General features: G+C 34.5%; 9 protein-coding genes. 8 read left to right on the forward strand and 1 reads right to left on the reverse strand.

The window, feature by feature from the left end; translation table 11 throughout:
* Window positions 1–3: 3 nt before the first annotated feature.
* A complete protein-coding gene (gene dinB, locus AC2DGP_RS09880) occupies window positions 4–1,110 on the reverse strand; it encodes a DNA polymerase IV (RefSeq protein WP_484489894.1) in 1,107 nt (368 codons plus the stop codon).
* 184 nt (window positions 1,111–1,294) lie between these two features.
* Between dinB and AC2DGP_RS09885 the strand changes: the two genes are divergently transcribed.
* The 8 genes from AC2DGP_RS09885 (at window position 1,295) to AC2DGP_RS09920 (ending at window position 15,945) form a co-directional block, all read left to right on the forward strand.
* Window positions 1,295–4,102: a triple tyrosine motif-containing protein gene (locus AC2DGP_RS09885; RefSeq protein WP_484489895.1), complete on the forward strand. Its 2,808-nt coding sequence runs from the start codon at window positions 1,295–1,297 to the stop codon at window positions 4,100–4,102.
* A gap of 428 nt (window positions 4,103–4,530) precedes the next feature.
* Window positions 4,531–7,611, forward strand: a complete 3,081-nt coding sequence (locus AC2DGP_RS09890; protein ID WP_484489896.1) for a SusC/RagA family TonB-linked outer membrane protein — start codon at window positions 4,531–4,533, stop codon at window positions 7,609–7,611.
* 10 nt (window positions 7,612–7,621) lie between these two features.
* The gene (locus AC2DGP_RS09895; protein ID WP_484489897.1) at window positions 7,622–9,115 is read left to right on the forward strand and encodes a RagB/SusD family nutrient uptake outer membrane protein; all 1,494 of its coding nucleotides are present in this window, start codon (window positions 7,622–7,624) and stop codon (window positions 9,113–9,115) included.
* 57 nt (window positions 9,116–9,172) lie between these two features.
* On the forward strand, window positions 9,173–10,615 hold the full coding sequence (locus tag AC2DGP_RS09900; protein ID WP_484489898.1) for a PKD domain-containing protein: 1,443 nt from the start codon (window positions 9,173–9,175) through the stop codon (window positions 10,613–10,615).
* A 66-nt stretch (window positions 10,616–10,681) separates the two neighbouring features.
* Window positions 10,682–11,533 (forward strand): glycoside hydrolase family 16 protein, encoded by an 852-nt coding sequence (locus tag AC2DGP_RS09905; RefSeq protein WP_484489899.1) that lies wholly within the window; start codon window positions 10,682–10,684, stop codon window positions 11,531–11,533.
* A gap of 111 nt (window positions 11,534–11,644) precedes the next feature.
* The gene (locus AC2DGP_RS09910; RefSeq protein WP_484489900.1) at window positions 11,645–13,123 is read left to right on the forward strand and encodes a glycoside hydrolase family 30 protein; all 1,479 of its coding nucleotides are present in this window, start codon (window positions 11,645–11,647) and stop codon (window positions 13,121–13,123) included.
* A gap of 11 nt (window positions 13,124–13,134) precedes the next feature.
* Window positions 13,135–14,649: a sugar porter family MFS transporter gene (locus tag AC2DGP_RS09915; protein WP_484489901.1), complete on the forward strand. Its 1,515-nt coding sequence runs from the start codon at window positions 13,135–13,137 to the stop codon at window positions 14,647–14,649.
* Window positions 14,650–15,945: a glycoside hydrolase family 2 TIM barrel-domain containing protein gene (locus AC2DGP_RS09920; RefSeq protein ID WP_484489902.1), complete on the forward strand. Its 1,296-nt coding sequence runs from the start codon at window positions 14,650–14,652 to the stop codon at window positions 15,943–15,945.
* The last annotated feature ends 21 nt before the right edge of the window (window positions 15,946–15,966 follow it).

Genomic DNA, 15,966 nt, shown 5'->3' on the forward strand with positions numbered 1-15,966 from the left:
CAGTTAAAATTTTAATTTTAGTTGAACATCGTCAACCGTCTTATTGTTATTTGTAGCACTATTTAAATTAGTCACAGAAATTCCTAACAGCCTAACCGAATCTTTAAGTTTATCTTGATATAATAATTCTCTAACTGTAGCTAATAATATTGACCTTGATTTCACAAAATAAGGCAATGTTTTACTCCTAGTTTGCTGAGTAAAATCACTATATTTAATTTTTAACGTTACTGTTTTCCCGGCAACATTTGCTTTTAAAAGGCGCTTTTCTAACTCTATGGAAATACGTTCTAACTTCTCAATCATAAAAACTTCAGAAGTTAAGTTTTCAGAAAACGTATGCTCTGCTGCAACCGATTTTCTAATTCTATTAGGCTGTACTTCACTTTTATGAATACCACGAACAATATCGTAATAATAAGCTCCAGATTTATTAAAATGGGTTATTAAAAATTCTTTAGATTTTAACTTCAAATCTCTTCCTGAAAAAACACCTAATTTAAACATCTTCAATCTTGTTACCTTTCCAATTCCATAAAATTTTTCTATCGGCAATTCCTCTAAAAAAGAGGTAACCATTTCTTGTGGAATCGTTTTTTGTCCATTAGGCTTATTTATATCTGAAGCTATTTTTGCAATAAACTTGTTGACAGAAATCCCTGCAGAAGCATGCAAACCAACTTCATCTCTTATTTTATTTCGTATCTCAGTCGCAATATGTGTGGCAGAAACCATCCCTTTTTTATTCTTGGTAACATCCAAATATGCCTCATCTAAAGACAAAGGCTCTACCAAATCAGTGTACTCAAAAAATATTTTTCTAATTTTTTTAGAAATCTCTTTATACCTCTCAAACCTAGCAGGTACAAAAATCAAATCTGGGCATAGCTTTTTTGCTAAAACCCCAGCCATTGCTGATTTAACGCCAAATCTTCTAGCCTCATAGCTTGCTGCTGAAACAACACCTCTGATCTCACCTCCACTTACCGCAATCGGCTTCCCTCTTAACTGTGGATTATCCAATTGTTCTACAGATGCAAAAAAAGCATCCATATCTACATGGATAATTTTCCTTGAAATTATTAGATCTGTTCCATTTTCCGATTCCATACTTCTACAAAGTTATGAAACACTAAAGAATTAAAAAGATAAAATCAGATAATCCAACACCCTTCCTTCATTAATAACTTAACACAAACTCTACATATAAAGCAAATCAACAATTGTATTATATTTTTTTTGTAAATTTAAATCAACCACACATGCCATTTTTACTAAACTTAGCTATCAATTTATGTTGTACCACATCAAAAAAACACTCTTTGTACTATTTATTTTCACCTTTACAAACAGTATATCGCAAGAAATACCTCCAATTCTTAACTATACACCTGAAACTTACAATGCAGAAAACCAAAACTGGTCAATTTCTCAAACAGAAAACAACTTTATTTATGTTGCCAACAACAAAGGCTTGCTAGAGTTCAATGGTGCATCATGGAATTTATACAACTCTCCTAATCACTCTATTATTAGATCGGTAAAAGTAATCGATGAAAAAATCTATACCGGCTGTTATATGGATTTTGGTTATTGGAAAAAGAACAACTCCGGTATTTTACGATACCACTCTCTCTCCAAAGAACACAATCTTAACCTTATTGAAGATGAAGAGTTTTGGAATATTCTTGAAATGGGAGAATGGATCCTATTCCAATCTTTAAATAGAATATATATCTACAATTCAATAAATAAAGAATTTAAAATCATCAATTCTAAAACACTCTTATCCAAAATATTCAACATAGATAATACTATATATTTTCAAAAATTTAACGATGGATTATACAAAATTGAAAAGGGAGAAAGTCAATTAATTTCAAATGAAAAAATTGTACAACAAAACATCATTGTGGGTATTTTTAGTCACAACAAGAACCTCTTAATACTAACACAAGAAAAAGGGTTCTTCATTTTAAAAAACAATAAAATTACTAAATGGAAAACTAAATCAGACTCGGTACTATCTAATACTAGCGTCTATAGCTGCTTGGAGACCACAGATAAAAAAATCATAATTGGAACTATATCTCATGGGGTATATGAGCTTGATCAATTTGGTAACATTGTAGCAAAAATAGACCAAGAAAAAGGACTGAACAACAATACTGTTTTAAATATCTTTGAAGACAGCAACCAAAACATTTGGGCTGGACTTGATAACGGTATTAGCTGCCTAAATTACAATGCACCATTTCAAGTTTTTTATGACAAAAACGGTAAACTCGGAACTACATACACCTCCTTAAAACACAAAGATTTTCTATACCTTGGAACAAACCAAGGTTTGTTTTACAGAAAAAACCATTCAAAAGATCATTTTCAATTAATCTCTGGTACAGAAGGTCAAGTTTGGAATCTCCAACTTATAGACAACACGCTTTTTTGTGGTCATAATTCTGGGACTTTTACAATTAAGGAAAATGAAGCCAAACTGATATCCTCCATTCCTGGAACTTGGAAACTAGAAATGATTCCAGAATCGAAAAACATAATAATACAAGGAAATTACAAAGGGTTCTGCATCTTAAAAAAGAATAATGGCATCTGGAGTTTCTCACATAAAATAAAAAATTTTGATATTTCTAGTAGATATTTCGAGTTTATAACCCCATCAAAACTGATAGTTACACACGAACAAAAAGGAATTTACAAATTGGATCTAAATGATCTAAAAACAAGTTTTACAAATGTAGAAATCAACACGCAATTAAAAGGTGAAAAATCAAGTATCGTAAACTATCAAGGCTCCCTGTTGTACCATTTCGACAAGGGACTTTTAAAATACAACAGAAACTCGGATACTTTTAAAATCGACTCAATATTCCATATCCCATTAACAAGAAACGAATCTTATATCTCTGGGAAACTTGTAAACACTAATAATTCAAAACTATGGGCCTTCACCGAAGAAAACATATTGTATTTTTCGCCAGGAAAAATCAATTCAACCCCAGAGGTAACAAAGATTTACCTACCAACAAAACTAAGAAAAAACTATATAGGCTTTGAAAATATAACTCCTCTTTCAGAAGAAAAATTTCTTTTAGGAACTTCCTTTGGATTTCTTATCATTGACACTAAGAAACTTAACAAAAAAAAATACAAAATTGAATTAACAAAAGTAGAAAAGAGACAATTAAATGATCTTACTGAAATAGTTCCGTTGATAAACAACAACAACTATTCTTACCAATACAACAACCTTGATTTTTCATTTAGCGCTCCTTCCTATGAAAAGTTTTCGGAAATCAAATATCAATTTATATTAGAGGGGAGACACAAACACTGGAGCGAATGGACAAATGAAGGCAAGGCTTCTTTTAAAAATTTACCTTTTGGAAAATACACTTTCAGAGCGAAGGCAATGGTTGGTAACATTATTACTTCAAATGAAATAGTTTTTGATTTCACCATTGAACGACCATGGTATTTAAGCAACCGATTTATTCTGTTGTATCTAGTATTATCCGTTATTTTCATTATTATCATTCATAATATTTATAAACAGTATTACAAAAGGCAAAAACAAGAACTGCTAGACAAAACTCAAAGAGAATTTGAACGCTCTCAACTAGAAAACGAAAAAGAAATCATGAAACTGCGTAACGACAAATTACGTGGGGATATTGAAGGTAAAAATCGTGAATTGGCTGCATCTACCATGAGCATTATAAAAAAGAATGAATTCCTCAATAGTATTAAAAAAGAGTTAACAGAGCTTGAAAACAACGATTTGATAAAACCTGTTATTAAAATAATTGATAAAAATTTAAATAATACTAGTGACTGGAAACTATTCCAAGAAGCATTTAACAATGCTGATAAAGACTTTCTTACCAAGGTAAAAGATAAATACCCTGAATTAACGCCAAATGATTTACGTCTTTGTGCCTATTTGAGATTAAACTTATCCTCAAAAGAAATAGCTCCTTTACTAAATATTTCCCACAAAAGTGTTGAAATAAAACGTTACCGTCTTAGAAAAAAGATGGGATTAGCAAAAAAAGACAATTTAATTCACCATATCTTAGAAATATAGTCTTCTTTTTTCTCATACATTACCTTAACATAGGTAATTATAAGTAACAACAAACTCTAAACCAATGTTTTATTAACATTGGTTTATTTTTTTTATAAATAGCTGTTTTTCAGACTGTTATATTATTTATTGTAAATTTTACATTAAAAAAAATATTATTTGTAGTGTCTGTGTATAGGTGTTTTTTTATTGTTTACATCTTTACGTTCGTAATTTAGAGATAGAGATTTAGCAAAAACTATTCTCGTTATTTATCACCTCATATATAGTTCTTATTAAGGTTATAAATAAGTTTTAAAATCAGAAAAAGGCTCGAGACTTTTATCTACAAAAAACAACCAACTAACGAAACTTCGGTTTCAACGAACGAAAGAAACTAAATAAAATTCCAATTATTTGGAAATTGATTTAACTAAAACCAAAAACCAATGAAAATTAAACTACTCTATTTTTTGTTTTTCTGCGCAGCCGCAACTGTCACTGCTCAGCAAATGCAAATCTCAGGAACCGTAATTTCCTCAGAGGACAATTTTCCTATCGCCGGAGCTAACATTCTAGTTCAGGGTAAAAATGCAGGAACCACAACGGACTTTGATGGTAACTATCAACTGACTGTGGAAAAAGGAGATTCTATTATAATAAGCTATATCGGCTTTGCATCATCCACTATTCTTATTGATTCACAAGCAACGATTAACGCTACTCTTTCTCCTGACAATCAACTATTAGACGAAATAGTAGTTATTGGTTATGGATCTCAAAAAAAGAAAGAAATTACTGGAGCTGTTTCCGTAATTGATTCCAAAGCTATTGAAAAATTGAATCCAGTACGTGTGGAACAAGCCCTACAAGGACAAGTTTCAGGGGTGAACGTAACAACTTCATCCGGATCTCCAGGTGCTGCTTCGAATATTAGGATTCGTGGAGTCTCAACTAACGGAGATAACAATCCCTTAATTTTGGTTGATGGAAACAGAATCACAGATCTTTCTGTAATCAATCCAAATGATATTGCTAGTGTGAACGTACTTAAAGATGCGACTGCCGGTATATATGGTGTACAAGCAGCAAATGGTGTTATCTTGATCACAACCAAAAGCGGAAGAAAAAACACAGAATTAAAATTTAATATTGATTCCTACATTGGATTTCAAGAAGCCAGCAACTCAATTGACGTACTAAAACCTAGAGACTATGCTATTCTAGTGAATGAAATGTCAACCAATGGAGGAGGGGACCCAAAATATATCGTTTATCCTGAGGATGGAACAGATTGGCAAAAACAAGTTTTTACAAACGCACCAATTGCAAATGTAAACTTTGATGCGAACGGTGGTACAGAAAAGGCAGCATATTCCTTTGGTGCTTCTTACTTAAACCAAGACGGTATTGTAGGGGGAGACAAATCAAACTACAACAGAGCAACTGCCAGATTGAATTTCCAATATGATATATTGAAAAATTTAAAACTATCAACTACTGCAATTTACACTCATTCAAATAAAAATAATTTGAGTGAAGGTGCTGCTGGTTCTGTATTATTTAACGCCATCAATATGAACCCTGTAATGCCTGTTTATAATGCTTCAGAAGAAGATGGATTTCAAAAAGCTTATAATTTAGGTGGAGAAATAATAAATCCTGTTGCACAACTTGCGAACACCTACGACAAGACTCAAGTGAATAAAATTAGTGCAACTTTAGGTCTAGATTATTCCTTTTTAAATGATCATTTTAAAGTGAGTTCTAAATTCCAAATGAATCACTCAGTGGTAGATGGGCACGTATTTAAACCTGAAGTTTATTATGGACCTTCCAAAAGCTTTAACATCACCACAAACGAAGTCTATGAAAATAAAGACTATTATGATGACTATACTTGGGATAACTTCATAACTTATTCAAACACCTTCAATGAAGATCATTCTTTGACAGTTCTTTTAGGAATGTCTGCATTTAAAACATACGGAACATTTACAGGAATGTCTGGAACAAACTTACTAGTTGACGGTCAACAAGTAAACACAATAGAATATGCAACCGTTGCTAATGCTGAGACGCAAATCAATCGATTCACGGACGAACAGCTTGCACGAGGTTCTAATACTTTTGACACCAGACTACTTTCATATTTTACAAGATTACAATACAATTACAAAGGAAAATACCTATTATCAGGTGTACTTCGTAGAGATGGATCTACTAGGTTTGGACCAGAAAACAGATTTGGATATTTCCCTTCTGGATCATTAGGTTGGAATATCTCTGAGGAAGACTTCTTAGTAGACAATAGCTTTGTTAACCTATTAAAATTAAGAGTTAGTTATGGTATCATCGGATCTGACAAAATTGGAGATTACCGATACTTATCAACTTTATCAGGAGAGGCAACTTATGTAAGAAATGATGAAACAGATGCTTCTGAATTACTTCAAGGTTTAGCAGAAGGAGCCCTTTCAAATCCTGAAATTCAATGGGAAAAGCAAAAGACATTTAACATCGGTATAGACACTCGATTGTTTGGAGATAGAATTAGCATGACTATGGATGCCTTCGATAAAAGAACTGAAGATTTACTTATTACATCTCAGGTATCTGGAATTTTAGGTTCATCAGCACCAGGATCTGCTCCTCCAACGATTAATGCGGGTACCGTTCAAAACAAAGGATTTGAATTTCAAATTGCATACAACAGTAAATTTTCAGAAGATTTTAAAATCAATGCGAGTTACAACTTTACAACTTTGCACAATGAAGTCTTATTCGTTTCAGGAGAAAATGGTTTTGAAGCTGGTGGAGGATTTGGTGTAGGTATTGGGGTTGACGATGCTGGTAGAATGGAAGCAGGATACCCAATTGGATACTTTTATGGCTACAAATCAGACGGTGTTTTTACTTCACAAGAAGAAATTGACAATAGCCCTGTATCAGCAACAGCTACAGCTCCTGGAGATTTAAAATTGGTAGACGTTAACAATGACGGGGAAATAACTGCCGATGACCGAACTTATATCGGAGACCCAATAGCAGATGTTACCATGGGACTGAATTTAGGTTTCAATTATAAAAACATTGATTTCAGTGCTTCTGCTTTTGCTTCATTAGGTGCAGAAATGGTTCGTGATTATGAACGTCAAATTTTAGAAGCCAACAAAGGAACGTACAATTTAGATCGATGGACACCAACCAACAGCAACTCAAGTGTGCCTAGACTCAGTACAGGGGGAACCCCTCAAAGCAGCTACTTTTCAGATCTATATGTAGAAGATGCTTCATATTTAAGAATTCAAAACGTACAAGCAGGATATACATTCCAAGAAAATGCAGTTTCAAAAATTGGATTAGACAGATTGAGGTTATATGTATCCGTAAATAACCTATACACCTTTACAAATTACAAAGGGTATGATGCTGGAGCTTCTTCAGGAGCCCCTATCGGAGCAGGAATAGACAAAGGGTTTTATCCAGTAGCTAGAACATATATGTTAGGTCTAAACTTAAAATTTTAACACGTAGATTATGAAAAATTACAAGATATATATTACAGCTTTCATTATCGCAATGGTAACGCTTACTGCGTGTAGCGATGATTTTATTGACGTGCCTTCTAGAAATCCAAATTCTGATGATTTCTTTAAAACAGAACAAGATTACCAAGATGTTTTAATTGGCGTATATGATTTACTTCAATCCTCCTTTTGGAATGTTATGGTCGGAGAAATTGCTTCGGATAATACATTGGCTGGTGGTGACCCTGACAATATTGATGGTCCCTCAATGCAAGATATTGACAACATGGTTCACAATGATGTGAACGAACAATTAAGAGATATTTGGCGATGGATGTATGCTGGACTAAATAGAGCAAATTATATGCTTGAATTTAGAGACAATATTGATTTTGACACGAAAAATGACATGATCGGTCAAGCATTGTTCTTAAGAGCATATTTTACCTTTGAATTGGCAAAATGGTTTGGACCACTTCCATTACTAGTCGAGAACGGAAGGATTCAAAACAAAAGAATGCAGTTTGGTGAACAATTCACAATCTCTAGAACAGCAAATATAGGAGACACTTATGCACTAATAGAAGCTGATTTAATTGAAGCGATTGGTTTGCTTAACACTACTCAAGATTTAGAATATAAAGTAACTAAAGGTGCCGCCCAATCTTTATTAGGGAAAGTTTATCTATATCATGCAACTTTTGATGCTACTAAATATACTGATGCTGCAACAGTACTCGATCAAGTAATATCAGACGGGAACTACACCTTAGCATCGAATTTCGGAGACATTTTTGAACATCCAGGTGAAAATGCAGATGGGTCAATTTTTGAAGTTCAATATACCGATGTTGAAGGTGCTGGGTTTGACTGTTTACAATGTAGTGAAGGAAATGTAGCTGTCGGGTTTAGCGGAGTAAGAGAATATGTTGGTCCTACTTTTGACTCTGGTTACGGATTCAATACTCCCACAGCTGAGGCTGCAAGTATTTTTACTACGGGCGACTTAAGAAAGGATGCCACCATTTTTGATGCAGAAGCAATTGCTACAAGCTACCAACCAAGTAGAGGGGCAACTAAATTATACAATAGAAAATACCTTCCGAGAAAAGGAGATTTAGGACTGGGAGACAACAACTTAACAAACCCTAATAACTATAGAGCGATCAGATATGCAGATGTTCTTCTGATGGCTGCTGAAGCTAATGTGCAAAAAACGGCTCCAGATGTAACAAAAGCTAAAGGCTATTTAGATCTTGTAAGAGACAGAGCTTTTGGAAATACTACGAATAGAATTGATGCCACTCTTGCAAACATCCTACAAGAAAGAAGGCTTGAGCTAATGGGAGAAGGACACAGGTTCTTTGACTTAGTTAGAACGGGAAATGCAGATGGAACTATTGATGGATTCACCCCAAATAAAAATGAACTGTTTCCAATTCCGCTTATTGAACTTGAATTGGCAGGGGCAGTTGAAAGATGGGGACAAAACCCTGGATACTAATATCACAATTAAGACAATAGAGATAACCAAAAACAAACTAAATTAAAAACAGACATTATGAATTTACTAAAAAACGGGATGTACATCCTACTAGGATTAAGCTTGACTATAGCTTGTAAGAGTGACGACGAAGGTAATGGAGATTCTACTACCATAACAAACTTAGATTTTGTAATAACGGAGGAAAACGACAACGGAAATAGCGTTGGAGTTACTCCTTCTTCTACAGGGGGAACTTCCTATTCAATTGACTTCAATGATCCTAACGCAACAGGAAACGAAGATGTAATTGCCTCAAGTGGCCCGAAAGCAACTTATACATATGCAGAAGAATCTGCAACGTATGATATTACTGTTACGGCATCAGCTGCAAATGCCGCAGACGTTTCGAAAACTAAATCTCACTCGGTGCAATTTGAAGCTGCAACTGTTTTAGCAGATTTTGAAGATGCCGCAAGTTTAAACTTAAGAGACGATGCAGGTGGAGGAGCAGTAATTACAGTTGAATCTCAAACTGGAATGGATGGTTCCGCTTCAAATGTAGGTGTCGCTGTTTATAACGGTGCAGGTAACTGGGATGCTTTCTCGATCAACCCTACGAATTATATTGACGTAAGAACTAAGGGAATTATTACTGTTGAATATTATCAAAGTGAAGGATTAGCAAGAGACATTTTATTGAAATTAGAAAATCCTAAAACAGAACAAGATGATATTTTTGCTATCGAAGTATTAACTACATCTACAGCAGATACAGGATGGCAAACATTAACTTTTGATTTCCACTCGAACAGCGCAGTAGGAAGTCACCCAAATGGTGCCCTTGACGTAATCTTAGATCAATATGCTACAATGGCTTTATTCGTAGATTTCGGAACTCCAGTTGCTGGTACATACTGGTTTGACAATATTGAGGGAGCAGAATGGGGAATTGCTGTACCTGACTCTGATCAAGATGGTGTTATTGATTCTATCGACAAATGTAAAGATGAAGCAGGACCTGCAGAAAACGATGGATGCCCAATAGTTGCAACTCCGTCTACACCAGCTCCAACTCCTACAGACACCAACACTATTTCTATCTTTAGTGATGCATATACAAATATTGCAGTAAGCGAGTGGAACCCAGGATGGGGCCAAACTACTACATTAGAAACTATTTCTATTTCAGGAAATGCCACGTTAGAATATGGCCTATTTAACTATACTGGAATTGTAACTAGTTACGATAACCCAACGGATGTTAGTGGTAAAACGTATGTTCATATTGATTATCATACACCAAATGCTTCAAGCTTATCTATTAAATTAGTAAACACAGCTGAACCAGATGGGGCTACCAAAGAAGATATTGAAAGCGTAGGAACAATTGTAACAGGATCTTGGCAATCAGTTGATATCCCATTAGCAGACTATACTACAAATCTATCAGGGGTAACTCAGATTGTATTAGAATCTTCAGGAGGAACTGTATTTATTGATAATATTTACTTCCACTAAGAGTATACTATCATATTTAATAAACTCCACGTTTTTAAACGTGGAGTTCACTAAAATTCTTAAAATATGTTTAGACCATTTTTAATTCTTTCTTTCTCATTTTTACTTCTAAACTGTTCTAGTTCTGACGATGGAAATGGAGAAGAGGTTATCGTACCTCCTTCTGAAGACTCTACTTGCCCGGCAACAACAGGCCTCACTCCTACTGGCAACTACGATGTCTTAATTTGGGCAGATGAGTTTAATGAAGATGGAAGCCCTTGCTCTAATAACTGGACCTATAATGTTGGTGACAATGGTTGGGGTAATAACGAAAAACAATACTACAAATTCAACGACCCTGATAATGTTATTGTTGAAGACGGATTATTAAAAATAACAGCTAAAAGAGAAAGTTATCGTGGTGCAGAATTCACTTCTACTAGAATGCTTACTCAAGACAAGTTTAGTTTTGTTTATGGAAAAGTAGAAGTACGTGCAAAGCTTCCAGATGGAGGTGGTACTTGGCCTGCAATATGGATGCTCGGAGATAACATTACCACAGTTGGGTGGCCAGAATGTGGAGAAATTGATATTATGGAACATGTTGGTAATAGACCTGGATGGACTTCTAGTGCCATACACAATAATGCTGGTCATGGAGGTGGATATTTTGGTGAAGAACAATACATTCAAGATGCTACTTCAGAATTTCATGTATATGGAATCTTATGGACACCAGAGAAAATTGAATTCACTGTAGACGGAGTTGAACACTTTACATACAACCCTGCTGACAAAAACACAAATAACTGGCCCTACACGGCTAAACAATTTTTAATCTTAAATATTGCGATGGGTGGAGACCTAGGAGGAAACATTCCTTCTTCTTTTACCGAAAGCACCATGGAAATTGATTACGTAAGAGTATATCAATAGCCAAAAATAGCATAAACTTAAAATTAAGTTTGGTTAAGCGGAAAAGTGTGGAAATCATTGGTTTCCCTCTTTTCACTTGATCAACTCTTAATACAATACAACCTAACAGTTATGACATATTTTTCACATAAAAAATACGTTCTATGGGCGATTTGTGCTCCTATTTTACTTTTGTTTTTATTTTTTGTAAAACCTAACAAAACTTCAATCGACTACACATCTAACATATACACCACAGCACACAAAAGCAATTTAAAACTTACTGAAACGGACAATATTGTATTCTCTGATTTTCAACAAGCGACTGAAACTGAAGTGGTGATTGTAGTAAATCCTAAAAGACAATTTCAGACTTTACTTGGAATTGGAGGAGCTTTAACTGATGCGTCTGCTGAGACTTTTTTTAAACTGCCTAAAAAAGCTCAAGAAAAAGTTTTAGAAAGCTATTTCGACAAAGACAAAGGAATAGGATATAGTCTTGGGAGAACTTCCATTCATAGTTGTGATTTCGGTTCAAAAAGTTTCACCTATATAAAAGAAGGTGACACGAAACTAAAAACCTTTTCTATTGCTCAAGATAAAGAGCAAAGAATACCTTTTATAAAAAAAGCCATAAAAAAAGCTGGAGGTTCACTTACCTTCTATGTAAGTCCATGGAGTCCACCGGCATTTATGAAAACAAACAACAATATGTTACTTGGCGGCAAACTAAAAAAAGAGTTTTACCAACCATGGGCAAATTATTATGCCAAGTTTATCAAAGCATATGAAAAAGAAGGAATTCCTATCTGGGGATTGACCATTCAAAACGAACCTATGGCGAAGCAAATATGGGAATCTTGTATTTACACTGCCGAAGAAGAAAGAGATTTTTTAAAAAACAACTTAGGTCCTACTTTAAAAAACAAAGGATTAGGAGATAAAAAAATAGTTGTTTGGGATCATAATAGAGATTTATTATTTCAGAGAGCCAACACGATTTTTGACGATCCTGAAGCATCAAAATACGCATGGGGATCTGGTTTCCACTGGTATGAAGACTGGAAGGATGGAAAACCTATGTTTGACCAAGTGAAAAACGTACAAGAAGCATACCCAGACAAAAAGCTACTCTTTACAGAAGGCTGTAATGAAAGTTATGACATCAATAGAATAATAAACGAAGATCCGAAATTAGCGGAACGATATGGAAAATCTATGATCAATGATTTCAACAATGGAACTGTAGGTTGGACAGACTGGAATATTCTTTTGGATCAAAATGGAGGGCCAAATCATGTGGGAAATTTATGTTTTTCACCTGTACATGGAAATACAGAGACAGGAGAATTGACTTTCACAAATTCTTATTACTACATAGGTCATTTTTCAAAATTTATTAGACCTGACGCTAAACGAATTTCAAGCGTCTCGAGTGGTAATCAAATACTCTCAACAGCATTTAAAAACATTGATAATAGTATTGTTATTATCGTGATGAACCAAGGTGACGAAAATCAAAGTTTCACCATCGAATTAGAGGGGAAAACAGCCAGTGCTAATGCATTAGCACACTCAATTCAATCAATTGTTTTGAAACCTAACAACTAAACCTTACTACTATGCAGAAATCTTATACCATTACCATCAGTTTTATAGTTGCCTTAGGAGGATTCTTATTAGGATTTGACAGCGCCGTTATTTCTGGAGCTGTAGGAGGTATAAGAAATTATTTTGACATGTCGGACTGGGAATTAGGTTTTTCTGTAGGTTGTGTGATATTTGGCGCAATGATTGGAAATATTTTTGCCGGCCCACTAAGTGACAGATATGGTAGAAAACTAATACTTATCCTTACGGCAATTCTATTTACAATTTCTGCTGTCTGGTCTGCTTTAGCAACTGAATATTATATTTTTATAATAGCAAGAATCATTGGAGGAATCGGAATTGGCGCTGCAATTTTAATTGCACCAATCTATATCGCAGAAATTGCCCCACCGAAACTTAGAGGTAGTCTAGTATCTTTAAATCAACTTAATATAGTTTTAGGCATCTCTGTCGCATACTTTTCCAATTATTATTTAAAAGATCTAGATGGTGAAAGTTGGAGATGGATGCTAGGAGTGGAAGCAATTCCCGCAGTTATATATTTCCTAGCTCTTTTTGGTGTTCCTAAAAGTCCTAGATGGCTTATTAAAAAACTCAATAAAATATCTCTTGCCGAAACAATACTCATCAAAATTGGAGGGAAAGATTTTGCTATTGAAACGATTGAAGAAATCATTAAGGGAAAAAATAGCAAGGTAAAAACAGGATCTATCTCAGATTTGTTTAAAAGCAAGTTTAGTAAAATTTTATTAATCGCTTTTGGTTTAGCATTCTTTCAACAGATAACCGGTATCAATGCAATTTTTTATTATGCACCAACAATTTTTGAACAAGCGGGTGGTAGCTCTGACGCTTCATTTTTACAGGCCATCGTTGTAGGCCTCATCAACTTAGTATTTACTTTTGTAGCAATTTTTTTAATTGACAGACTAGGTAGAAAGCCACTATTAATAATAGGAACGGCAAGCATGACAATCGCCCTTACAATGGCAACAATTGCATTCAATAATGCCACCTACGATATCAATCAAAATAATTTACAAAAAATACAAAATACAGAAATTTCAAATGCCATTTCATCATTAGAAGGATCTCAGTACAATAACCAAAACGAGTTATTTAAAGCGGTAGATCCATTGCTAAACATACCTCAATTAAAAGAGTTTAAACAAAATGAAATAAAAAGTCTAATTTCAATAAATGCCACACTGGTACTATTTGCTATTTTATTATATGTAGCCGCATTTGCCATCTCTCTGGGCCCTGTTATGTGGACGATGTTATCTGAAATTTTCCCGGGAAACATAAAAGGGATTGCCATATCCGTTGTCGGGTTTTTCAACTCTCTTGTCAGCTACACCGTAACACAATTCTTCCCTTGGGAACTTACAAATCTAGGGCCAACTTTAACGTTTGCCATATATGCCATCATGGCACTTCTTTCTTTAATTTTTGTTTTCAAGTTTGTGATAGAAACTAAAGGAAGAAGTTTAGAAGAAATTGAAAACCTATTAACACAAAATTAAATGAAAACATTTCAAACAATCGTATTGCTTTCTGTTTTCCTATTGGTAGGTAAAACAAGTTATGGACAACAAATGAAACCAGCAAAAGTTACCATCGAAAACCTACATGGAGCTTTTAAACTAAAGGTAAACAATGAACCATTCTATATTAAAGGAGCCGGTTTGGAATTTGGAGCTATAGACGCCCTTGCAAATCATAATGCCAACTCCTTCAGAACCTGGAGAACTGATAATGGAAAGCAATCGGGAAAAGAAGTTTTAGATAGTGCATATAGCAAAGGACTTTATGTAACAATGGGTATAGAAATTGCCAGAGAACGACATGGTTTTGATTACAATGACAAAGCTGCTGTACAAGCACAGTTTGATCGGGTTAAAGCCGAAGTTTTAGAATTAAAAGATCATCCGGCACTCCTTATTTGGGCTATTGGAAATGAATTGAATCTACATCATACCAATCCTAACGTTTGGAATGCTGTTAATGATATTTCCAAAATGATTCATGAAATAGACCCAAACCACTTAACCACTACTACACTCGCAGGAATACAACAAAAAGAGGTTGACCTTATCAAAAGTAGATGTGGAGATCTAGACCTACTATCTATTCAATTGTATGCCGATTTACCGGAACTCCCTATGAGAATAAAAAAGTTTGGGTGGACTGGACCATATATTGTTACAGAATGGGGAGCGACAGGTCATTGGGAAGTACCAACCACTGAATGGGGTGCTCCTATTGAAGAAAACAGTACTATCAAAGCTGCTAAGTATTTAGACCGATACAATAAAGCTATCGCAGTTGATAAAACACAATGTTTAGGGTCTTATGTCTTTTTGTGGGGACAGAAACAGGAAAGAACCCCTACATGGTATGGAATTTTCTCTCCCAATGGAAAAGAAACAGAATCTGTAGATGTAATGCATTATATCTGGAATAATAAATGGCCAGAAAACAGATCTCCGCAGGTTAAGAGTTTTCACTTAAACGGAAAAACTGCTTATCATAATATAAAACTAAAATCCAATACCTCTGCTAGTGCCTCTATCGTTGTTGAAGATCCTGACAATGACAAAATTACTTATACCTGGGAAATCTTAAAAGAAAGTACCGATTTGAAAGAGGGAGGAGATTTAGAACAAAAACCTATTGGAATTAAAGTTGAAATTTTAAAAAATAAAGAAGGAAAATTTGAATTTAAAACTCCAAACAAGGGTGCATATCGATTGTTCGTTTATGCCAATGACGAAGATAATAATGTGGCAACCACCAACATTCCTTTCTTAATAGAATAACTAAAACAACAGTGCTAGTTT

The organism is Flavicella sp. IMCC45537 (assembly GCF_057197705.1).

Coding starts and splice junctions, on each gene's coding strand:
- AC2DGP_RS09920 (WP_484489902.1), top strand. CDS start 14,650: ATGAAAACATTTCAAACAATCGTATTGCTTTCTGTTTTCCTATTGGTA.
- AC2DGP_RS09900 (WP_484489898.1), top strand. CDS start 9,173: ATGAATTTACTAAAAAACGGGATGTACATCCTACTAGGATTAAGCTTG.
- AC2DGP_RS09890 (WP_484489896.1), top strand. CDS start 4,531: ATGAAAATTAAACTACTCTATTTTTTGTTTTTCTGCGCAGCCGCAACT.
- AC2DGP_RS09895 (WP_484489897.1), top strand. CDS start 7,622: ATGAAAAATTACAAGATATATATTACAGCTTTCATTATCGCAATGGTA.
- AC2DGP_RS09885 (WP_484489895.1), top strand. CDS start 1,295: ATGTTGTACCACATCAAAAAAACACTCTTTGTACTATTTATTTTCACC.
- AC2DGP_RS09905 (WP_484489899.1), top strand. CDS start 10,682: ATGTTTAGACCATTTTTAATTCTTTCTTTCTCATTTTTACTTCTAAAC.
- dinB (WP_484489894.1), bottom strand. CDS start 1,110: ATGGAATCGGAAAATGGAACAGATCTAATAATTTCAAGGAAAATTATC.
- AC2DGP_RS09910 (WP_484489900.1), top strand. CDS start 11,645: ATGACATATTTTTCACATAAAAAATACGTTCTATGGGCGATTTGTGCT.
- AC2DGP_RS09915 (WP_484489901.1), top strand. CDS start 13,135: ATGCAGAAATCTTATACCATTACCATCAGTTTTATAGTTGCCTTAGGA.